This window comes from Streptomyces sp. HUAS ZL42 (assembly GCF_040782645.1).
In the GTDB taxonomy this organism is placed as follows: Bacteria; Actinomycetota; Actinomycetes; order Streptomycetales; family Streptomycetaceae; genus Streptomyces.
In genome coordinates, this window is sequence record NZ_CP160403.1 from 4962084 (window position 1) to 4983742 (window position 21659).

The following is a 21659-nucleotide window of genomic DNA, read 5'->3' on the forward strand; positions in this document are numbered from 1 at the left end:
TTGACTCGACGGCCGGATGTGGGCGGTGCCCCCGGGCTCACAGGCGCGGCTCCACCCGAGCGAGCGCCCTCAGCGCTGCCGGCAGGAACCGCGACAGCACATGCGCCCCTCGTGCCTCCGGGGTGACCGCGACGACCGCCTCGTCGCGTGCCACCGCCCGCAGGATCGCGTTCGCGACCTTCTCCGGGGGATAGTTGCGCAGACCGTACAGACGGGAGGCGCGCTTCTGGCGGCGCTTCTCCTCCTCCGCGTCGACTCCGGCGAAGCGCGCCGTCGACGTGATGTTGGTGTTGACGAAGCCGGGGCAGATCGCCGTGACGCCGATGCCCTGACCGGCCAGCTCCGCCCGCAGGCATTCGCTGAGCATCAGGACAGCCGCCTTGGAGGTGCTGTAGGCGGGCAGCGCCTTGGAGGGCTGGTACGCGGCGGCCGACGCCGTGTTGACGATGTGGCCGCCCTGGCCGCGTTCGGCCATCCGCCGGCCGAAGAGACGGCAGCCGTGGATCACGCCCCAGAGGTTGACGTCCAGGACGTTGCGCCAGTCGTCGGGCGTCGTGTCGAAGAAGGAGCCGGACAGGCCGATTCCGGCGTTGTTCACCAGCACGTCCACCACGCCGTAGTCGGTGTGTACCTTCCCCGCGAGCTTCTCCATCGCCCGCTCGTCGGAGACGTCCACCGCCTCCGCCCAGGCCTCGGGCGCGCCGATCCGGCGGGCCCTCTCGGCGGTGCGGGCCGCGCCCTCCCCGTCCCGGTCGACGGCGATCACACGTGCGCCGGCCTCGGCGAACGCGAGTGCCGTGGCGCGACCGATGCCGCTGCCCGCACCGGTGACCAGCACGAGCTGTCCGCCGAAGCGGTCGGCGTACCGGCCACGGCCCGCGGTTGCAGGACCTGTTCCACCCCCTTCGACCGACGTGACGAACTCCGATATCCACCAAGAGAGTTGATCGGGTCGCGTGCGCGGTATCCAGTGCCCGGCCGGGAGCGTGCGGCGGGTCAGCTGCGGGGCCCACCGCTCCAGTTCGTCGTACAGCTTCTCCGACAGGTACGCGTCCCCCAGGGGGGTGATGAGCTGCACGGGCACGTGCGCGTATGCGTTGGGACGTGGGCGGCGCAGCCTCACCCGTACGTTGTCCCGGTACAGCCACGCTCCGTGCGCCGCGTCCGAGGGGAGCGAGGAGGCTGGATGGGCGCCCCCGGGCACCTTCTCGAGCCGCCCGAGGATCCTGGCCCAGTGCTTGCCCAGCGGGCCGCGCCAAGCGAGTTCGGGGACGACGGGCGTGTGCAGCAGGTACACGTACCAGGACCTGGCGCCCTGGCCGAGCAGCTGGCCGACCCGGCGGGGAGTGGGACGGCCGACGCGCTTGCCGATCCAGTGGCCCAAGTGGTCGAGGGACGGGCCGGACATCGAGGTGAAGGACGCGATGCGGCCCTCGGTGCGCGGGACGGTCACGAACTCCCAGGCCTGGACGGACCCCCAGTCGTGACCCACCAGGTGCACCGGTTTCCCGGGGCTGACCGCGTCCGCGACGGCGAGGAAGTCGTCCGTCAGCTTCTCCAGGGTGAAGCCGCCGCGCAGGGGCCGCGGTGCCGTGGAGCGGCCATGGCCCCGGACGTCGTACAGCACGACGTGGAAGCGGCCGGCCAGCCGTGCCGCGACCTCGGACCACACCTCCTTGCTGTCCGGATAGCCGTGCACCAGGATCACCGTCGGCCGCTGCGGATCCCCCGACTCGGCCACGCACAGCTCTAGGCCACCGGTCCGCACCCAGCGTTCCCTCATGCCACCGTCCCCTGTCCGCACCGATCGCGGTACGTGCCCGTAACTTGACATCGGCGACGAATGTGGCAGTTGTTAGAAGCTTCGTCAACAGGCCCGGCCCGGCTGTGGAAAAGCGGCCGATGTGGAAAACCACGGGCCCGTTGTTCGACCTGAGGGTGACCCTTAGGGCCCCGTACGCCTGGAGTCTGATGCCAAGACGGCTCTGCGGTCTGACGACGGGAGTGGTCCGCGTCACTACTGTCGACGACGTGACTGTGATCGCGACCGAAAGCCTGAGCAAGCGGTTCCCCCGGGTGACCGCGCTTGACCGGCTCTCCGTGGACGTCGGACCCGGTGTGACGGGGCTCGTCGGTGCCAACGGAGCCGGCAAGTCCACACTGATCAAGATCCTGCTGGGTCTGTCCCCCGCCACCGAAGGCCGTGCCGAGGTGCTCGGACTGGATGTCGCCACCAAGGGCGCCGCCATCCGGGAGCGGGTCGGCTACATGCCGGAGCACGACTGCCTGCCGCCCGACGTCTCGGCCACCGAGTTCGTCGTCCACATGGCACGCATGTCCGGCCTTCCGCCGACCGCCGCGCGGGAGCGCACCGCGGACACGCTGCGCCACGTCGGCCTGTACGAGGAGCGCTACCGCCCCATCGGCGGCTACTCCACCGGCATGAAGCAGCGCGTGAAGCTCGCCCAGGCCCTCGTCCACGACCCGCAACTGGTCTTCCTGGACGAGCCGACCAACGGCCTCGACCCCGTCGGCCGCGACGAGATGCTCGGCCTCATCCGCCGCATCCACACCGACTTCGGCATCTCGGTCCTGGTCACCTCGCACCTGCTCGGCGAGCTGGAGCGCACCTGCGACCACGTGGTCGTCATCGACGGCGGAAAGCTCCTGCGGTCCAGCTCCACCACGGACTTCACACAGACCACCACGACCCTCGCGATCGAGGTCACCGACACCGACGAGCACCCGGACGGCACCCGCGCGATGCGCGACGCGCTCCACGCGCGCGGGGTGACCGTCGAGGCCGGCAGCGGCCTGCCCGGAGCCGGCCACATCCTGCTGCTCACCGCGCAGGGCGAGGAGACGTACGACCTCGTGCGCGACATCGTCGCCGACCTGGGACTCGGCCTGGTGCGCATGGAGCAGCGCAGGCACCACATCTCGGAGGTCTTCACGAGCGAGGAAGAGCAGAGGAAGGAGGCGGTCGGCCATGGCGGTTGAGCACCCCGCAGCCACGTCGTCGGGTGACCAGACCCGCATCCACAACATCGGCTACCGCAACTACGACGGCCCCCGCCTCGGCCGCTCCTACGCCACCCGCTCCCTCTACTCGCAGTCCCTGCGCGGCGCCTACGGCCTCGGCCGTTCGATCAAGTCCAAGGTGCTGCCGATGCTGCTGTTCGTGGTGATGTGCGTGCCCGCGGCCATCATGGTCGCCGTCGCGGTCGCCACCAAGGCCAAGGACCTGCCCCTCGACTACACGCGCTACGCGATCGTCATGCAGGCCGTCATCAGCCTGTACGTCGCCTCGCAGGCACCCCAGTCCGTCTCGCGCGACCTGCGCTTCAAGACCGTCCCGCTGTACTTCTCGCGGCCGATCGAGACCGCCGACTACGTGCGCGCCAAGTACGCGGCGCTGGCGTCGGCGATGTTCATCCTGACGGCCGCCCCGCTGCTCGTGCTCTACGTGGGCGCGTTGCTGGCCAAGCTCGACTTCGCCGACCAGACCAAGGGATTCGCACAGGGGCTGGTCTCCGTGGCATTGCTCTCACTGCTCTTCGCCGGAATCGGCCTGGTCATCGCGTCGGTGACGCCCCGCCGTGGCTTCGGTATCGCGGCCGTCATCGCCGTCCTGACCATCTCCTACGGAGCCGTCTCCACCCTCCAGGCCATCGCCGACGCGCAGTCCCTCGGTGACGGCGGCGGCAGCAGCGGCGCCATCGCATGGATCGGCCTCTTCTCGCCCGTCACGCTCATCGACGGGGTGCAGTCCGCCTTCCTGGGGGCCTCCTCCGCCTTCCCCGGCGGGATCGGACCGTCCCAAGGGGAGGGCGTGGTCTACGTCCTTGTCACCCTGGGCCTGATCGCCGCCTCCTACGGCCTTCTGATGCGCCGCTACCGAAAGGTCGGACTGTGACCACGCTCACCATCGACCACGTCTCCCGCTGGTTCGGCAACGTGGTCGCCGTCAACGACATCACCATGACCATCGGCCCCGGCGTCACCGGCCTGCTCGGCCCCAACGGCGCCGGGAAGTCCACCCTCATCAACATGATGGGCGGCTTCCTGGCCCCCTCCACCGGCACCGTCACCCTCGACGGACAGCAGGTGTGGCGCAACGAGGCGATCTACAAGCACATCGGCATCGTCCCCGAGCGCGAGGCGATGTACGACTTCCTCACCGGCCGCGAATTCGTCGTCGCCAACGCCGAGTTGCACGGCCTGGGCGCGAAGGCGGCCCAGAAGGCGCTCGCCACCGTCGAGATGGAGTACGCGCAGGACCGCAAGATCTCCACGTACTCCAAGGGCATGCGGCAGCGCGTGAAGATGGCCTCCGCGCTCGTCCACGAGCCGTCGCTGCTCCTGCTCGACGAGCCCTTCAACGGCATGGACCCGCGCCAGCGCATGCAGCTCATGGAACTGCTCAGGCGCATGGGCGACGAGGGCCGCACGGTGCTGTTCTCGTCGCACATCCTCGAAGAGGTCGAGCAGCTCGCCTGGCACATCGAGGTCGTCGTCGCCGGGCGGCACGCGGCCAGCGGCGACTTCCGCAAGATCCGCCGTCTGATGACCGACCGCCCGCACCGCTACCTGGTGCGCTCCAGCGACGACCGCGCGCTCGCGGCCGCGCTGATCGCCGACCCGTCGACGTCCGGCATCGAAGTCGACCTGGCGGAGGGCGCCCTGCGCATCCAGGCCGTCGACTTCGGCCGCTTCACGACCCTGCTGCCGCGGGTGGCCAGGGACCACGGCATCCGGCTGCTCACGGTCTCGCCGTCCGACGAGTCCCTCGAGTCCGTCTTCTCGTATCTGGTCGCGGCGTAGGAGGCCGAAGATGTACGACCCCACAGTCGCCCGGCTCACCTACCGGGCCCTGCTCGGCCGTCGCCGGGCCCTCATCCTGGGCGCACTGCCGCTCCTGCTGATCGCCATCTCCGTAGTCGTCCGCGGCCTCGCCGGCGCCGACGACCAGACGGCGTCGGACCTGCTGGGCGGGCTCGCCCTCGCCACGATGGTGCCGATCATCGGCGTCATCGCGGGGACGGGCGCGATCGGGCCGGAGATCGACGACGGTTCGGTGGTGTACCTGCTGTCCAAGCCGCTGAAGCGGCCGACGATCATCTTCACCAAGCTGATCGTGGCGATCGCGGTGACGATGGTGTTCTCGGCGCTGCCGACGCTGCTCGCCGGGTTCATCCTCAACGGCAACGGCCAGCAGATCGCCGTCGCCTACACGGTGGCCGCGCTGGTCTCCTCCATCGCGTACGCGGCGCTCTTCCTGCTCCTGGGCACGGTCTCGCGGCACGCGGTGGTGTTCGGCCTCGTCTACGCGCTGGTCTGGGAGGCGCTGTTCGGCTCCCTGGTGCCGGGTGCGCGCACGCTGAGCGTCCAGCAGTGGTCGCTGGCCATCGCGCACAAGGTGTCCGGCGGGGAACTGGTCACCTCGGACGTCGGACTGACCACCGCGACGGTGCTGCTGGTCGCGGTGACCGTGCTGGCCACCTGGTACGCCGGGCAGAAGCTGCGGTCGCTGACCCTCGCCGGTGAGGAGTGAGCGTCCGGTCTTGACGGGGGCTTCACGTCTCTCCGGGCACACTGGGCAAAGCGGATAGGGCTGGGAGGACGGGAATGGCGGACGACATTCCGGTGAGCGGCGGTCGCGGATGGGCCGGGGACGAGGTCTGGGACGACCTCGTCCTGGACGAGGACTTCGTACGGGCCGCCGAGACGGCCGAGCCGTCCGCCCGGGCCCGGATGCTCGCCGCGCGCTGGCGCGCGGAGGAGCCCGAGCCGCAGCCGTGGCGCTCGGACGAGCCGCCCGCCGGATGGTTCTTCAGCAAGGCCCGTCGGCGCAGGTGGCGCCGCAGGTGAGTGCGCTCGCGGCCGCCCTTTAATCAGTGGCGCCGAACTCGCCGTACAGGCACAGTGGTTGTGTCCACGACGCCGGACGGACCGAGTCGGCGCCACGTACTGGGAGAGGAGCCGGACGATGTCCATGCACGACAGTACGTCCAGCTCCCGCCAGGGCAGCCCGCGGCGGACTCCGGAGTAACTACCCGCTCCGTACGAGCCCGCCCCACACGGGGAGCTGCCCGGGGCGGCCGCTTCGAGCACGCGATGTCGCTCTCGCGTGGGCCGCCCACCCGGAGGATTGGCCGAGTGGTAAGGCACCGGTTTGCGCTGTGTTCAATGAAGAGCAAGCCGTGGTCGGGCCTGGAAAGCCCGCGCACGTTCGATCCGTGCATCCTCCGCAAGCAAGGCGCCACAGGGGCGCAGAATCCACGGAGTTCAGCTCAGCGTCCGCTCCAGCACCACCGCGATCCCGTCCTCCTCGTTGGAGGACGTCACCTCGTCCGCCACCGCCTTCAGGCCCTCGTGGGCGTTGGCCATGGCCACGCCTCGGGACGCCCAGGCGAACATCGGAATGTCGTTGGGCATGTCGCCGAAGGCGAGCGTGTCGGCGGACTTCAGGCCCAGTCGGCGGGCTGCCAGGGACAGGCCCGTGGCCTTGGACAGTCCGAGCGGAAGAATCTCGACGATGCCCTCGCCCGCCATCGTGACGGAGACGAAGCCGCCCGCGGCCCGCGTGGCCACATCGGCGAGTTCGTCGTCCGTGAGCGTGGGGTGCTGGATGTAGATCTTGTTCAGCGGGGCGGTCCACAGGTCCGACGCGTCCGTGAACGGAGTCGCCGGGAGAGGGCCTGTCACCGCATAACCGGGGCCCACCAGCACCTCGCCGTCGAGACCGTCGCGGCTCGCCGCCAGGAACAGCGGGCCGACCTCCGCCTCGATCTTGGCCAGGGCCACGCCCGCCAGTTGGCGGTCCAGGGTCACCGAGGTCAGCAGGCGGTGCTCGCCGGCGTCGTACACCTGTGCGCCCTGGCCGCACACCGCGAGCCCCCGGTAGCCGAGGTCGTCGAGGATGTGCCGGGTCCACGGGACGCCGCGCCCCGTCACGACGATGTGCGCGGCGCCCGCCGCCGTCGCCGAGGCGAGCGCCTCACGGGTGCGCGGCGAGACCGACCCGTCGGAGCGCAGGAGCGTTCCGTCGAGGTCGGTCGCGATCAGCCTGTACGGGAAGCCGGCGCTCACTTCGCGACCGGCTCCAGGACCTCCCGGCCGCCCAGGTACGGACGCAGCACCTCGGGCACACGCACGGAGCCGTCGGCCTGCTGGTGGTTCTCCAGGATCGCCACGATCGTGCGCGGTACGGCGCACAGCGTCCCGTTGAGCGTCGCCAGCGGCTTGACCTGCTTGCCGTCGCGGACGCGGATCTGCAGGCGGCGGGACTGGAACTCGGTGCAGTCCGAGGTCGACGTCAGCTCGCGGTACTTGCCCTGCGTCGGGATCCACGCCTCGCAGTCGAACTTGCGGGAGGCGGAGGCGCCGAGGTCACCCGAGGCGACGTCGATGACGCGGAACGGCAGCTCCAGCGACGTCAGCCACTGCTTCTCCCACTCCAGCAGGCGCTGGTGCTCGGCCTGCGAGTCCTCGGGAGCGACGTACGAGAACATCTCGACCTTGTCGAACTGGTGCACGCGGAAGATGCCCCGCGTGTCCTTGCCGTGCGAGCCGGCCTCGCGGCGGAAGCAGGGCGAGAAGCCCGCGTAGCGCAGGGGGAGGCGGTCGGCGTCGAGGATCTCGTCCATGTGGTACGCGGCCAGCGCGACCTCGGACGTGCCGACCAGGTACAGGTCGTCCTTGTCGAGTTGGTAGACGTCCTGGGCCGCCTGGCCGAGGAAGCCGGTGCCCGCCATCGCCTGGGGGCGGACCAGCGCCGGGGTCAGCATCGGCGTGAAGCCGGCCGCCGTGGCCTGGGCCATCGCCGCGTTCACCAGGGCCAGCTCCAGCAGGGCGCCGACGCCGGTGAGGAAGTAGAAGCGGGAGCCGGAGACCTTGGCGCCGCGCTCGACGTCGATCGCGCCGAGGATCGTGCCGAGCTCCAGGTGGTCCTTCGGTTCGAAGCCCTCGGCCCCGAAGTCGCGGATCTCGCCGTGCGTCTCCAGCGTGACAAAGTCCTCCTCGCCGCCGACGGGCACGTCGGGGTGGACGAGGTTGCCCAGCCGGACGAGGAGTTCCTGGGTCTCGGTGTCGGCGGCGTCTCGCTCGGCGTCGGCGGCCTTGACGTCGGCCTTGAGCTGCTCTGCCTTCTTCAGCAGCTCGGCCTTCTCGTCTCCGGCGGCCTTGGGGATGAGCTTGCCGAGCTGCTTCTGCTCGGCACGCAGCTCGTCGAAGCGGACGCCGGACGACCTGCGCCGCTCGTCGGCAGACAGGAGAGCGTCGACGAGCGCGACGTCCTCTCCACGGGCACGCTGGGACGCGCGCACACGGTCGGGGTCCTCACGGAGCAGGCGAAGGTCAATCACGCGGCCAAGGCTACCGGTGCGGGGCCACGGCCCACGACTCACTATTCCGAACAGTCCAGAAATGTGCCTTACGTTGCGTTACACGCCAATTGCCCAGCGTGTCAATAAAAAGTGTCTCACTCCCCGGGACGGGTAGCGCCGTGGGCGCCCGGTTGACTCGATTCCCTTGTGGAGAACGGAACTTGGGGCAGTGGTTGTCCACAGGGATCCACACCCTCGGAAGAGTTATCCACAGGCTGTGCGGAAGATCTGTGGACTTCGGAATTGATCACTCCGAAACGCCGGGGTCACCCGGAGGATTCCCCGCACAAACCCGCCTTTACCACTGCTTTCGAGTGGAAAGGGGTCGCTCCGAAGGATTGCCTAAAGGAAAAGAGTGGACGAACGGTGATGTGCGCGCCGGTGGATGCGATGCCGAGCCGCAGACCGATTTGTCGACAGAGTGGCGCTATGTTGTCGACTTGTCCCCAGGTCGAGATGCCAGCCTGTGGACAACGCCTGTGGATAACGAAAATATGCAGGTAGGGGCGGCTGAAAAGTCCTAGAAACGCCCGTCCTGGCACCGAGCCACCCAGTCCGCCGCCGACGCGAACTCCTCGTCCGAGGTCCCCGGCAGTGGAGCACCGACCCCGTCCGGCTTGATGTCCGCCCTCGGGTAGGACCCCAGGAAGCGCACCTGGAGGCAGATCCGCTTGAGCCCCGTGAGTGCCTCGGCGACACGGCGGTCCGAGATGTGGCCCTCGGCGTCGATGCAGAAGCAGTAGTTGCCGATGCCCGCGCCCGTCGGGCGGGACTGCAACAGCATCAGGTTGATGCCCCGGGTGGCGAACTCGCCGAGGAGATCGCGCAGCCCGCCGGGGTGGTCGTCGCGCTGCCACAGCACGACGGACGTCTTGTCCGCGCCGGTCGGCGCCGCGGGCCGGGCGGGCCTGCCGACCAGCACGAACCGCGTCTGCGCGTTCTCGGCGTCGTGGATCCCGGTCTCCAGGGCCTGAAGGCCGTACCGGGCGGCAGCGAACTCGCCGGCGAACGCGGCGTCGTACCGGCCTTCCTGCACCAGGCGGGCACCGTCCGCGTTGGAGGCGGCCGACTCCCAGACCGCGTCCGGGAGGTTCCTCTTCAGCCAGTTGCGCACCTGAGGCTGGGCCGCCGGGTGGGCGGTGACCGTCTTGATCTCCGACAGCTTGGTGCCGGGCCGGACCAGCAGTGCGAAGGTGATCGACAGCAGCACCTCGCGGTAGATCATCAGCGGCGCGCCCGCGACCAGTTCGTCCAGGGTCGTCGTGATCCCGCCCTCGACGGAGTTCTCGATCGGCACGAACGCGGCCTCGGCCTCGCCGGCTCGTACCGCATCGAGCGCGGACTGCACGGACACGTACGGGATCAGCTGCCGGGTGGCGGTCTCAGGAAGCGTGCGCAGGGCGACTTCGGTGAAGGTGCCCTCGGGGCCGAGATAGGCATAGCTCGCTGGCATGACCTCACCCTAATGGCCCTTTCCCCGCACAGCGCACACTTCCCGTCCCGGCCACCCCACAGGGCGACGGGGTCACCCCTCCAGCAAGCCCTGCCCCACGTACTCCCCGTCCTTCGCCCCGCCCGGCACCGCGAAGAGCCCGCTCGCCTCGTGCCGGATGTACTTCGACAGGGCGTCACCGCGGTCCAGCTTGCGCTGCACGGTGACGAAGCCGCGCAGCGGATCCGCCTGCCAGCAGATGAAGAGGAGCCCCGCGTCGGGCGTCCCGTCCGCGTCGATCCCGTCGTGGTACGAGAACGGCCGCCGCAGCATCGCCGCGCCCCCGTTCTGGTCGGGCCGGGTGATCCGGGCGTGAGCGTTGATGGGGACGACGAGATCACCCCGGGAGTCGGTCTTCTCCAGGTCCATCTCGGTCGTCTCGGTGCCCCCGGACAGCGGCGCCCCGTCGGACTTGCGGCGCCCGATGACGTCCTCCTGCTCCTTGACCGAGAGCTGCTCCCAGTCGTCGAGGAGCATGCGGATACGGCGTACGACGGCGTAGGAGCCGCCCGCCATCCACGACGGCTCCCCCGAAGAGGGCACGAAGATCCGCCGGTCGAAGTCGGATTCCGTCGGCTTCGGATTGCGCGTGCCGTCCATCTGCCCCATCAGGTTGCGCGCCGTCATGGGGTGGGCGGTGGCCCCTGGCGACCGGTTGAAGCCGTTCATCTGCCAGCGGACACGGGCCGCGCTGCCCGCGTCCTTCTGGATCGCCCGCAGGGCGTGGAAGGCGACGAGGGCGTCGTTCGCGCCGATCTGCACCCACAGGTCCCCGTTGCTGCGGGCCTTGTCCAGGTGGTCGGAGGAGAAGTCGGGCAGCGGGTCGAGGGCGACCGGCCGCTGCTTCTCCAGGCCGGTGCGCGCGAAGAAGCTGTTGCCGAAGCCGAAGGTGATCGTCAGCGACGACGGCCCGGCGTCCCGCGCCACGTCCGTGTCGTCCTGAGCCGCGCCCTCGCCCGCCATCAGCCGCCGGGCCGTCTCCGACCAGCGGCGCAGCAGCGCGGCCGCCTCCTTGCGGCCCGCTCCCGCCGCCAGGTCGAAGGCGACGACGTGACCGCGCGCCTGAAGGGCCTCGGTGATGCCGGGCTGATGTTTCCCGTGAAACATCGCCCGGTCCGAACCCAGCGACGTGAGCGGGGTCGCCGTGGCGGGCGCGGCGGCATACCCCACGGCCCCGCCGGCCGCGCCGAGTACCAGCCCGGTCGCGCCGGCGGTGCCGAGCAACTTCCGCCGCGAAAGGCCCTCGACAGTGGGGGACTTCGGGGGCAGACCCTCCTCGACAGGGGTACGAGCCTCGGGAATGGACTGGTCAGCCATGGTGCGGTTCAGCCGATCTGCGCGTTCTTGGAGACGGTCACCTGGTCGATGTCGGAGGTCCGCACGGTCACGGCGATCTTCCAGTCGCCGGCCATGGGGATCTGCACTCCGTTCGCCGCCCAGTGTCCGGTCGTGATGTGGTCGGGTGCGACGGGCAGCGGCCCGATTTTCTTGGCCTCGAGAGTGAAGGCGACCTTCACCTCGGGGACGTCGAAGGCGCGGCCGTTGGGCCGCTCCACATAGACGTGCATCTCGTTGCCGCCCACGCGCGCGGGGTCGAGGTCGACGCTGACCACGCCCTTGCCGTCCTTGCCACCGGTGTCGAACGACATGTCGAGCGTCAGGGCACCGGAGCCGGTCGCGGACGACGACGAGGAGGACGTAGTGGCCTTGGCGGCCTCCTCCTGCGTACGCCCCGGCTCGGTGGACGTCAGCGCGGTGGTGACCGCGAGCAGGACGACGGCGACGCACGCCTCGGCGAGTACCGAGCGGCGCAGACCGAAGCGGCCGGGGTCGGCGTCGCGGAGCTTCTTCTGCCGGGCGGTGTCCACGGCGGCCCGTTGCCGGGCGAGCTGTTCGGCGCGCTCGGAGCCACCGGAGCCGGTCGCGGAGCCCTTCCGCACGGCGGCGGGCTCCTTCTCCTTCACGCCCGCGTCGGCCCGCTGCTTCACCCCGGTCCTGGCTGCGGCCTTCGCCGCCACCGTCTCCGACAGCTGGCCCGTCCACCGCCGCGAGATCCACGCGATGCCGACGAGCAGCACCACGAGCCCGATCTTGACGCACAGCAGTTGCCCGTACCTCGTCCCGGTGAGCGCCGACCAGGAGCCGACCTGACGCCACGACTGGTAGGTCCCGGTCGCGACCAGGGCGAGCACGCTGCCGAAGGCGAGGCGCGAGAACCGCCGTACGGCCGAGGCCTCGACGGGGGCGTCCGCCGGCGCCCGGTACAGCGCGACGAGGAGTGCCGCGAGGCCGCCGAGCCATGCGGCCACGGCCAGCAGGTGGACGACGTCGACGGGCATGGCGATGCCCGCCTGGAGTCCGGCCGAGGCGTGCTCCGCCATGGCCCAGCTCGCGGCGAGTCCCGCGGCCACCACGATCCCGCCGAAGGCGAGCCCGAACGTCAGGTCCCGCTTCTCCTCGTCCTCCCGCTTGTCATAGGCCCCGAAGAGCACGGCGACGAACAGCGCCGCCGCGGCGAGCAGCAGCAGCCGGGACACCAGTGCAGCGCCCGTCTTGGTCTGCAGCACCTGCCCGAGCAGGTCGAGGTCGAAGACGTCGGCGACCTTGCCGGAGCCGGTGTAGGAGCCGCGCAGGAGCAGCAGCATCAGCGTGGCCGCGGTGAGCGTGAGCCATCCGCCGACGACGAGCCGCTGCAGGGCCCGTACACCGCTGCCGCGCTGCCAGCACGCGAGCACGAAGGCGGCACCGCCGACCAGGACGATGAAGCCGGCGTACGACATGTAGCGCCCGAACCCGTACAGCCGGCCGACCACTCCGCCGCCCGCCTCCTGCCCGGAGACCGAGACGGTGGTCTTGGAGGGGGCGCCGACGGAGAAGGTGTAGGCACCGGCGACGGGGTGGCTGTCCGCCGAGACCACCTGGTAGCTGACGGTGTACGTGCCGTCGGGCAGCCCGCTGTGCAGCGCCACGGAGTACGTCGTGCCGCTGACGTTGGACGGTTGGCCGGTGTCGACGCGCTTGCCCTTGGGATCGAGGACGCGCAGCGAGTCGTCGCTCATCGCGACCTTCTCGGAGAAGGTCAGCGACACCTGGGTCGGCGCCTTGTCGACCACCACCCCCTGCGAGGGGTCGCTGCCGGTCAGCGCGGCATGCGCGGAGGCCGGCCCGGCGCAGGCGAGGAGCACGCCGGTGACGGCCAGGAGCAGCAGCACCAGGGTCCGGACCCGGGGGGCGATGGTCTGCGTCAAGGTGGTCCTCCCTCAGTGCCCGGTCGTCGGGTTGTACGTCGCCGGTTTCACCGGCATCTCCACCTTCACGGCACCGGACTCGGCGAAGTGCAGCGTAACGATCACGTCCTCGCCCTGCTTCGGCTTCCGCTTCAGCTTCTCGAACATCAGGTGGCTGCCCCCGCTCTTGAACACCAGTTGACCGTGTGCGGGTACATCGAGGGACTCGACCTCCTCCATCGACGACCCGACGGTCTCGTGGACGGTGACGCTGCCGGCGACGTCACTGGTGACGGAGGTCAACTCGTCCTTGGTACCGCCCTTGTTGGCGATGGTCAGAAAGCCCGCGGCCATGGTGTCGGAGACCGGTTGCGGCATGTAGGCGGAGCCCACGGACAGGTCGGGACCGCCGTCGTCCGAGCCGCAGCCCGCGAGGAGGAGGGCTGCGCTCAGCACCGCGGCAGGCACGACGAGATGCCTCACGGGTTCTCTCCCTTGATGATCTTGGGGAGGTCCTTGATGTAGTCGTCGACGGTGGCCTCCTCGGTGTAGAGGAGGTAGCCCCCGTCCGTCTTCGGCGAGAAGACGACGACCTGCGTGCCGTGCGTCGAGACCATCTTTCCGTTCTTGTCCTTGTGCGGCGGCTCGATGGTGATGCCCAGGGTGCGGGCGCCCGCCTGGATGGTGGCGAAGTCGCCGGTCAGCCCGACAACCTGCGGGTCGATGCCCTTGAGCCACTTGCCGAGCGCGGCCGGGGTGTCCCGGTCCGGGTCGGTGGTGACGAACACGACGCGTAGCTCGTCCTGGTCGGCCCTGGACAGCTGCTTCTTGGCGACGGCGATGTTGTTCATCGTCAGGGGGCAGACGTCGGGGCAGTTGGTGTATCCGAAGTAGACCAGCGTCGGGTGGCCCGCGGTCTCCTTCGGGAGGTCGTACTTCTTGCCCTGCGTGTCGGTGAGGACCAGGTCCGGCTTCTCGAAGGGCTGGTCGAGAACGATCGCGGCCTTCTGCGAGGTCTCCTCGGAGACGGCGGCGACGGGGCTGTTGCTGTCCCCCCCACTGCCGCAGGCGGACAGAGCGAGGGTGGCGGCGGCGAACAGTGCGGCCACGGCGAACGTCTTCTTGCGCATAGAAAAATGTCCCAGATGTGTGAGCTCCGGCGCGCACGGGGGTCCGTGGGGACTCCCGTCTGCAAACCCCAGTGCGCGCCGCGGACGAGCGGGGCGTCAGGCGTCGGTGCGTCGCCGGCCGGCGGTCACGCCGTAGGCAACGCCCGCCGCACCGACGACGATGCCCACCACGCCGAGAACGCGGGCGGTGGTGTCACCGCTGTCGGAATCGGCGGCGGCCTCCGTGGTCGACGCGGCGGCCTTGGCGTCGTCCGACTCGTCGGAGGCGTCCGCGGCGGTCGTCGAGCCGTGGGAGTGCCCGTCCTCGGAGGCGGCGGACAGTGCGAGGACCGGGGCGGGGTTCTCCGGCTCCTTCGCACCGTCCTCCTGGACCTCGATCCAGCGCACGACCTCGTTGTTGGAGTACGTCTGGATCGCCTTGAAGACCAGTTCGTCGGCGTCCTCGGGCAGGGGGCCGACCGAGACCGGGAACTTCTGGAAGTAGCCGGGCTCGACGCCCTTGCCGGTGGCGGTCCAGGTGACCTTGGAGACGGCCTCGGAGATCTTCTCGCCGTGCAGCTCGAGCGGCTTGGCCGGCTTCGACTTGGTGACCTCGATCTTCCAGCCGGTGATCGGCTCCGGCATCACCGAGGCGACCGGGTGGTCGGTCGGGAAGGTCACCTCGAGCTTGGTCGTCGAGGCGTTGTCGCGCTCGTTGGGGACCTTGAAGTCGACGACCGCGTAACCGCCCTTGGCGGCCGTCCCCTCCGCGGCCACGGTGACGTGCGCGAAGGCGGGGGAGGACAGGACGAGGACGGCCGAGCCGGCGACGGCAGCGGCGGCGGCGATATGAGAAGCCTTCATGGCGGGAAGCACTCCACTTTGAGTGAGTTCTGATGGTGAAGAGGGACAGGCGTGCGCAGGCGTGATCCGTCGGTCGGGATCTCGGGCACGCGCGCGTGCCGCACGACGGCGGCCGCCCCCCCCACGAGGTGGAGTGCTGGTCGCGTCGCGTCAGGCTGCGAGAACGAGAGCTGCGGTGGCCGGCGGGCCGCGCCTGATCACCGTGTGCTGGAGTGCGCAGGTCCGCGGGACCGGGGGCGCGAGCAGAGCGGTACGTGGGACGCGCAGGCCCGCCTCGGGCGCGGCCGGCAGCCCGGTGAGCAGGGCGCGCACCAGCGCGAGCGCGCCGCGCAGGGATCGTACGAGCGTACCCTCGGCCACTCCGTGCGCGGACAGTTCGAGCAGCCGCAGCAGGGCCGACTCGCCGCGCCGCAGCAGCCATCCGGCAGCCAGAGCCGCGAGGACGTGGCCGAGCAGCATCGGCAGGGACGGCAGCAGAGACGCCGAGGAACCGGAGGCGGTGGACAGGGCGTCCGCCGGGTGGTGCATCGCGCTCATGTCCATGCTGCCCTTGTAGACCCGCGCGTTGACGAGGATCTGCTGGGCCTGCGCGGGGCTGATCGTCCCCGCCGCGGCCCCGCACACCAGCCGCGCGGCCTGCGCGACCAGTGTGGTGTCGGAGGTGGATCCCATGGACATCGCGGCGGACGAGGAGGCGGTGTGCTGGCCCAGCCCGAACAGCGTGTGCAGCATGGTCTGTCCGACGGCGAGCAGTGCCGCGATGCCCGGCAGCGACCGCTCGCGTCCCGCGAGCGGCGCCACGACCAGGAAGGCCCCCACAAAACCCGCGCCCAGTGTCCACAGCGGAACGGTGGCGCAGGAGGCGAGCGTGTGACCGGCCGCGGCCAGCACGACGCAGACCGCGGCGAACACCGCGGCCCGCAGCAGCCGGAGGTCGTCTCCGGAGTGCGCCCTGCGTCTGTGGGGGACAGTCATGGCGGGCTCATCATCGCACTGCCCCCGCGGGCGCCATGCGGCAGGTCCGCAAGGTTCGGTACGGAGCGGAAGATCACCCTCTGCCACCGCTGATGCGGCTGAGCCCCACATACACCGTTTCCTGCTCCGAGCGCATCCACCATATGGGCGGCATCACGTCCAAAGTGCGCTTACACAACGGCTCGGGCGGCAATACGTAAACGTATGTCGAGCCGCGGCCGGGAGGCTGGAGCATGAGCATCTGGTGGTCACTCCATCTGCGGCGCGAAGCTGCGAGCGTTCCCCTCGCCCGGCGCCTGCTGCTCGGCACGATGGAGACGGCGGGGGTCGATCCCGATGTCTCCTACGACCTGTCGGTCGCCCTCAGCGAAGCCTGTGCCAACGCCGTCGAGCACGGCGGGGACACCGCGCTCGGCGGTTACTCGGAGGCCTACCGCGTGACCGCCTACCTCGACGGCGAGAAGTGCCGCATCGAAGTCGCCGACGCGGGCCCGGGTTTCACGGGCGGCGACCGGATCGCCCGCCCCGTGTACGGCGAGGCGGAGCACGGCAGGGGGCTGTATCTCATCCAGGAACTCGCCGACCACGTCCACATCGGCAACAAGCCGGGACGTGGCGGCGCGGTGGTGGCCTTCGACAAGATCCTGAAGTGGCGGAAGGACGCGCCGCTGATGGCGGTGTAGCGACCGAGACAGGTGCGAATTTCGGTTTCCACGGCATTCACAGCCTGCTCTCAGCGCACCCAAAAGCCACTGACGGTTGGCCTTCCTACCTTCCCGATCATGACGGGAATCCACAGAAAAACGATCACCCGGCGTCGTGCGATCGCGGTGACCGGAGGCACGGTCGCGGCCGGCGGAATCGCCGTCGCCGGTTACCGGTCGGCCTTCGCCGACACGGCCACGGAGGCCGGGGCGAGCGCGACCGCCTCGGCGACCTCGACCAGCAGCGAGTGCATGACGCTGATGACGAGCGTCACGGAAGGGCCGTACTACCTCGATGGTGCTTTGGTGCGCAAGGACATCACCGAGGGCAAGAACGGCGTCCCGCTGGCCCTGCGTCTCACCGTCGTGGACGCCACCGACGGCTGCACCCCGGTCCCCGGCGCGGCCGTGGAGATCTGGCACTGCGACGCCTGGGGCTACTACTCGGGCTACACCACCGCCAACCCCGGCGGCTCCGCGCCCGCCGAGAGCGAGGACGGCTCCACCGCCGACGACAGCACCTATCTGCGCGGTTACCAGATCGCCAACGCCAACGGGGTCGTCAAGTTCGAGACGATCTTCCCCGGCTGGTACACCCCGCGCACCTGCCACATCCACGTGAAGGTGCACACCGGCGGCGAGAAGGAGGACGGCACCTACGAGGGCGGCAAGGTCAACTACACCGGCCAGTTGTTCTTCGACGACGCGATCGCCGAGGAGATCTTCACGCTGGAGCCGTACTCGAAGCACAGCGGCAGCTACACCACCCTCGACAACGACATGGTGTACGACGGCGGTGGTGCCTCCAGCGGGCTGCTGACCCTCGAGGCCGTGCACAAGAAGGACCCGTCCAAGGGCTACAAGGGCTTCCTCACCCTCGGTGTCGACCCCGACGCCGAGAACACCGGCGCGGGCAGCGGCGGTGGCGGTGGCGGTACGCCGCCGAGCGGTGCCCCGAGCGACGCCCCGACGGGTACGCCGCCGAGCGGTGCCCCGACCGACGGCGCAAGCCCCTCGGCATCCTCGTAAGGCACGACCATGACAAGCCGCGAGGACGAGAGGCTTGCCGAGGCCGCGGTGGCCGCGCTGACCGGTCAGCTGGCCCTGACGCCCAAGCCCGGACTGCCGGACCGGCGCGACCTCACCGCCCGTGCCACCCGCGTCGACCACAGTGCACTGCGCTGGTCGGCCAAGGCGCTCGCGCCCGGCTTCGCGGCGATGGCCGCCTCCGCCCGCCGCACCGGCGAACCCACGCGGGCGCTGCGGGCGGAACTCGGGGCCATCGGACGGTGCACCGAGCACTCGCTGACCCTGGCGGGCGGCGGCCACCGGGGCGCCCTGTGGGCACTCGGCCTGCTGGTCGCCGCCGCCGCCCTCGACCCCCGCGCGAAGGCCCGTGAGATCGCGTCGACGGCCCGGCGGATCGCGGCTTTCACCGACCGCGGCGCCCCACGCCGGCCGTCGCGCGGGTCCACCATCTCGGCCAAGTACGGTGCCGCCGGTGCCCGCGGCGAGGGCAGGGCCGGATTCCCGCACGTACGGCGGGCGTTGGACACGCTCGCTGCGGCGCGCTCCGCCGGCGCGAACGAGGCTCAGGCCCGCCTCGACGCCCTCCTCACCGTGATGTCCACGCTCCAGGACACGGAGTTGCTGTACACGGCGGGCCCGCTCGGTCTGCGGCATGTCCAGGCGGGCGCCCGGGGTGTGCTGGAGGCGGGCGGTACGGCGACGCCCGCCGGTGCGGAGGCGCTGGCCGCTTTCGACGCCGACCTGCACGCGCGCGCGTGGAGTCCGCGGGGGAGTGCGGGGTTGCTGGCGGGGGCGTTGTTCCTGGACTCGTTGCCGGTTGTGGTGGGGGCGGGTGTGCGGGCTGCCTGAAGGGTGCCCTGCGCCGGGGTCCGACCCGGTTCAGGGCCCTTCCAGTACCCGCCCCAGCACCTCCAACGCCTCCGGATAGACCCGCTCCCGAGGCGTCCCGTACCCCACGACCAGCCCCTGCGGCCGCCCCTCGCCGCCTGGCGCGTGCCAGTGCTCCCCCAGGCGCCCCACCGCGAGCCCTTCCGCTTCCGCCCGCGCGAGCACTTCCCCCTCGTCGTCCACCTCCACCAGCGCGTGCAGCCCGGCCGCGATCCCGCGCACACTGTGCCGCGCCCCCAAACGGCCGAGGAGCTGGTCCCTGCGGCGGCGGTAGCGCAACCGGCACGCGCGCACGTGACGGTCGTACGCATGGCTGTCGATCAGCTCCGCGAGTGCCAACTGGCCGATGGACTCGGTGTGGTGGTCGCTGTGCAGCTTGGCGTCGGCCACCGCGTCGACCAGGTGGGGCGGCAGCACCAGCCAGCCGAGCCGCAGCGCCGGGCCCAGCGTCTTGGAGGCGGTGCCCACGTGGACGACCTGTCGCGGGGCCATGCCCTGGAGCGCACCGACGGGCTGCCGGTCGTAGCGGAACTCCCCGTCGTAGTCGTCCTCTACGATCAACGCCCCACACCCGCGTGCCCAGTCCGTGAGCGCTCGTCGCCGCTCGGGGTGCAGGGTCACGCCCGTCGGGTACTGGTGCGCGGCCGTGACGACGACGGCCGACACGTCCCCCAAGTCCTCGACACGCACGCCGCCTTCATCGACCCGCGCGGGCACCACGCTGCCGCCGTTGCGCCGTACGACCTCCCGGTGGAAGGGCAGCCCGGGATCCTCCATGGCGACCGTACCGCCCCCCAGCACACGTGTGAGAAGGGCAAGACCCTGCACGTACCCGGAGGTGACCACGATCCGCTCGGGCGGCGCGACCACCCCGCGAGCCCGCCCCAGGTACCCCGACAGCGCCGTGCGCAGCTCGATCCGGCCGCGCGGATCGCCGTAGTCGTACGCCTGGGAGGGCGCCGTGGCGATGGCACGGCGCAGCGCCCGCAGCCAGGCCGCCGCCGGGAACACCCCGACGTCCGGGCTGCCGGGCCGCAGATCGAAACGCGGCGCACACGCGCGTGCGGAGGCCTCCGGCGGCTCGGCGTCGACGAAAGGCAGGGAGGCAACCTCGGTACCGGATCCCTGCCGGGCGGTGAGGTACCCCTCGGCGACGAGTTGGTCGTACGCCGCTTTCACCGTCCCCCGCGAGACCCCCAGCTCGGCCGCGAGCCGCCGCGTGGCGGGCAACCGCGCCCCAGGTGCCAGCCGCCCGTCGCGCACGGCGTCACGCAGGGCGTGTTCAAGCCCTGCGCGACGCCCTTCAGCCGCGACGACTTCCAGATGCAGGTCCACACCAACGCCCTCAGGGGCGCGGGGCTGGGACATCATGCGGCCCTGCCGCGGGGCGCGACCAGCCACGGCCTACCCGCGGACGCAACTCAGCCCTGGGACCCTTTGACCTCAGCCATCCACGCCTCGACCTCGTCGGACCGCCGGGGCAGCCCGGCCGACAGATTCCGGTTCCCGTCCTCCGTCACGAGGATGTCGTCCTCGATCCGCACACCGATCCCCCGGTACTCCTCGGGAACCGTCAGATCATCGGCCTGGAAGTACAGCCCCGGCTCGACGGTCAGCACCACGCCGGGCTCGAGAACGCCGTCCACATACGTCTCCACCCGCGCGGCAGCGCAGTCGTGCACGTCCATGCCGAGCATGTGCCCGGTCCCGTGCAGCGTCCACCGCCGCTGCAGGCCGAGCTCCAGCACCCGCTCCACGGGCCCCTCGACCAGCCCCCACTCCACGAGCCGCTCGGCCAGCACGCGCTGCGCGGCGTCGTGGAAGTCCCGGTACTTCGCGCCCGGCTTCACCGCCGCGATACCGGCCTCCTGGGCGTCGTACACGGCGTCGTAGATCTTCTTCTGGATCTCGCTGAAGCGGCCGTTGATCGGCAGGGTGCGCGTGACGTCGGCGGTGTAGTACGTGTGCGTCTCGACGCCCGCGTCCAGCAGCAGCAGGTCACCCGGGCGCACCGGCCCGTCGTTGCGCACCCAGTGCAGCGTGCAGGCGTGCGGTCCTGCGGCGCAGATGGAGCCGTAGCCGACGTCGTTGCCCTCCACGCGCGCGCGGAGGAAGAACGTGCCCTCGATGTAGCGCTCGGACGTGGCCTCCGCCTTGTCGAGGACGCGGACGACGTCCTCGAAGCCGCGGACCGTCGAGTCGACGGCCTTCTGCAGCTCGCCGATCTCGAAGTCGTCCTTGACCAGCCGGGCCTCGGAGAGGAAGACGCGCAGCTCCTCGTCCCGTTCGGCGGTGACCTTGTCGGTCAGGGCCGCCTCGATGCCCGCGTCGTGGCCACGGACGACCCGCACCGGGCCCGACGCCTCGCGCAGCTTGCCGGCGAGTTCGCGCACATCGGAGGCCGGGATGCCGTACAGCGCCTCGGACTCGGTGAGCGAGTGCCGGCGGCCGACCCACAGCTCGCCCTGGCCGGAGAGCCAGAACTCGCCGTTCTCGCGGTCGGAGCGCGGCAGGAGGTAGATCGTCTCCTTGTGGCCGTCCGCGGTGGGCTCCAGGACGAGGACGCCGTCCTCGGTCTGGTTGCCCGTGAGGTACGCGTACTCGACCGATGCCCGGAAGGGGTACTCCGTGTCGTTCGAGCGGGTCTTGAGGTTGCCCGCCGGGATCACCAGGCGCTCGCCGGGGAAGCGCGCCGACAGCGCGGCACGGCGGGCGGCCGTCTCGGCGGCCTGGGGGATCGGCTGCAGGTCGCGCAGCTCGGTGTCGGCCCAGCCCGACTTCATGTTCTCCGCCAGCTCGTCGGACACGCCCGGGTACAGGCCGTTCTTGCGCTGCTTGATGGGCTCCTCGGTCTCCTCCGGGGTCTCCGGGGTGAGCTCCTCGGCCACGGTCATCCTCCTCGATACGGCACTGGACCCCCTCCATCGTACGGTCGTACGGAAGGGGGCCCAGGGCGGAAAGACCTCTTACCTCATACCCACGCG

20 protein-coding genes and 1 tRNA gene are annotated in these 21659 nt (G+C 70.6%); 9 read left to right on the forward strand and 12 right to left on the reverse strand.

The window, feature by feature from the left end:
- Positions 1-37 precede the first annotated feature (37 nt).
- Positions 38-1783 carry an SDR family oxidoreductase gene (locus tag ABZO29_RS22770; RefSeq protein ID WP_367322038.1) on the reverse strand — a complete coding sequence of 582 codons (1746 nt, stop codon included), beginning with the start codon at positions 1781-1783 and terminating at the stop codon, positions 38-40.
- Positions 1784-1971: 188 nt separating this feature from the next.
- Here ABZO29_RS22770 and ABZO29_RS22775 point away from each other — a divergent pair, with 188 nt between their 5' ends.
- The 6 genes from ABZO29_RS22775 (at position 1972) to ABZO29_RS22800 (ending at position 6251) form a co-directional block, all read left to right on the forward strand.
- A complete protein-coding gene (locus tag ABZO29_RS22775; RefSeq protein WP_367322039.1) occupies positions 1972-3000 on the forward strand; it encodes an ABC transporter ATP-binding protein in 1029 nt (342 codons plus the stop codon).
- Positions 2990-3916 carry an ABC transporter permease gene (locus ABZO29_RS22780; RefSeq protein WP_367322040.1) on the forward strand — a complete coding sequence of 309 codons (927 nt, stop codon included), beginning with the start codon at positions 2990-2992 and terminating at the stop codon, positions 3914-3916. Before ABZO29_RS22775 ends, ABZO29_RS22780 begins: the two co-directional genes overlap by 11 nt.
- On the forward strand, positions 3913-4824 hold the full coding sequence (locus ABZO29_RS22785; protein ID WP_367322041.1) for an ABC transporter ATP-binding protein: 912 nt from the start codon (positions 3913-3915) through the stop codon (positions 4822-4824). Before ABZO29_RS22780 ends, ABZO29_RS22785 begins: the two co-directional genes overlap by 4 nt.
- Before the next feature lie 10 nt (positions 4825-4834).
- Positions 4835-5554 (forward strand): ABC transporter permease subunit, encoded by a 720-nt coding sequence (locus ABZO29_RS22790; protein ID WP_367322042.1) that lies wholly within the window; start codon positions 4835-4837, stop codon positions 5552-5554.
- A gap of 74 nt (positions 5555-5628) precedes the next feature.
- Complete coding sequence (locus tag ABZO29_RS22795; RefSeq protein WP_367322043.1) at positions 5629-5871, forward strand: hypothetical protein; 243 nt, start codon at positions 5629-5631, stop codon at positions 5869-5871.
- Between the two features lie 274 nt (positions 5872-6145).
- Positions 6146-6251, forward strand: a tRNA-OTHER gene (locus ABZO29_RS22800).
- Positions 6252-6288: 37 nt separating this feature from the next.
- On the opposite strand, the gene ABZO29_RS22805 is transcribed toward ABZO29_RS22800, so the two are convergent.
- From ABZO29_RS22805 to ABZO29_RS22845, 9 genes are all read right to left on the reverse strand, one after another.
- Complete coding sequence (locus ABZO29_RS22805) at positions 6289-7092, reverse strand: HAD family hydrolase (RefSeq protein WP_367322044.1); 804 nt, start codon at positions 7090-7092, stop codon at positions 6289-6291.
- Positions 7089-8366, reverse strand: a complete 1278-nt coding sequence (gene serS, locus ABZO29_RS22810) for a serine--tRNA ligase (RefSeq protein WP_367322045.1) — start codon at positions 8364-8366, stop codon at positions 7089-7091. Before serS ends, ABZO29_RS22805 begins: the two co-directional genes overlap by 4 nt.
- A gap of 541 nt (positions 8367-8907) precedes the next feature.
- Positions 8908-9840, reverse strand: a complete 933-nt coding sequence (gene pheA, locus ABZO29_RS22815) for a prephenate dehydratase (protein ID WP_367322046.1) — start codon at positions 9838-9840, stop codon at positions 8908-8910.
- 72 nt (positions 9841-9912) lie between these two features.
- A complete protein-coding gene (gene efeB / locus ABZO29_RS22820; protein WP_367322047.1) occupies positions 9913-11196 on the reverse strand; it encodes an iron uptake transporter deferrochelatase/peroxidase subunit in 1284 nt (427 codons plus the stop codon).
- A gap of 8 nt (positions 11197-11204) precedes the next feature.
- Complete coding sequence (locus tag ABZO29_RS22825) at positions 11205-13127, reverse strand: copper resistance CopC/CopD family protein (protein WP_367322048.1); 1923 nt, start codon at positions 13125-13127, stop codon at positions 11205-11207.
- Positions 13128-13139: 12 nt separating this feature from the next.
- Positions 13140-13589 carry a copper chaperone PCu(A)C gene (locus tag ABZO29_RS22830; RefSeq protein WP_367322049.1) on the reverse strand — a complete coding sequence of 150 codons (450 nt, stop codon included), beginning with the start codon at positions 13587-13589 and terminating at the stop codon, positions 13140-13142.
- On the reverse strand, positions 13586-14236 hold the full coding sequence (locus ABZO29_RS22835; protein ID WP_367322050.1) for an SCO family protein: 651 nt from the start codon (positions 14234-14236) through the stop codon (positions 13586-13588). The genes ABZO29_RS22830 and ABZO29_RS22835 overlap by 4 nt, the downstream gene beginning before the upstream one ends.
- 96 nt (positions 14237-14332) lie before the next feature.
- Positions 14333-15079 carry a YcnI family protein gene (locus ABZO29_RS22840; protein ID WP_367322051.1) on the reverse strand — a complete coding sequence of 249 codons (747 nt, stop codon included), beginning with the start codon at positions 15077-15079 and terminating at the stop codon, positions 14333-14335.
- Positions 15080-15229: 150 nt separating this feature from the next.
- Positions 15230-16054 (reverse strand): hypothetical protein, encoded by an 825-nt coding sequence (locus ABZO29_RS22845; protein ID WP_367322052.1) that lies wholly within the window; start codon positions 16052-16054, stop codon positions 15230-15232.
- 233 nt (positions 16055-16287) lie between these two features.
- On the opposite strand from ABZO29_RS22845, the gene ABZO29_RS22850 reads away from it, so the two are divergent.
- The 3 genes from ABZO29_RS22850 to ABZO29_RS22860 all read left to right on the forward strand — a co-directional run bounded on the left by ABZO29_RS22850 (position 16288) and on the right by ABZO29_RS22860 (position 18636).
- Complete coding sequence (locus tag ABZO29_RS22850) at positions 16288-16737, forward strand: ATP-binding protein (RefSeq protein ID WP_367322053.1); 450 nt, start codon at positions 16288-16290, stop codon at positions 16735-16737.
- A 99-nt stretch (positions 16738-16836) separates the two neighbouring features.
- The gene (locus ABZO29_RS22855; protein ID WP_367322054.1) at positions 16837-17787 is read left to right on the forward strand and encodes an intradiol ring-cleavage dioxygenase; all 951 of its coding nucleotides are present in this window, start codon (positions 16837-16839) and stop codon (positions 17785-17787) included.
- Positions 17788-17796: 9 nt separating this feature from the next.
- Entirely contained in the window at positions 17797-18636 is an 840-nt protein-coding gene (locus ABZO29_RS22860; RefSeq protein WP_367322055.1) for a triphosphoribosyl-dephospho-CoA synthase, read from the forward strand.
- A gap of 30 nt (positions 18637-18666) precedes the next feature.
- Here the strand turns inward: ABZO29_RS22860 and ABZO29_RS22865 are convergent, their stop codons facing one another.
- Positions 18667-20043 (reverse strand): PLP-dependent aminotransferase family protein, encoded by a 1377-nt coding sequence (locus ABZO29_RS22865; RefSeq protein WP_367326201.1) that lies wholly within the window; start codon positions 20041-20043, stop codon positions 18667-18669.
- A 53-nt stretch (positions 20044-20096) separates the two neighbouring features.
- Complete coding sequence (locus tag ABZO29_RS22870; RefSeq protein WP_367322056.1) at positions 20097-21569, reverse strand: aminopeptidase P family protein; 1473 nt, start codon at positions 21567-21569, stop codon at positions 20097-20099.
- Between the last annotated feature and the right edge of the window lie 90 nt (positions 21570-21659).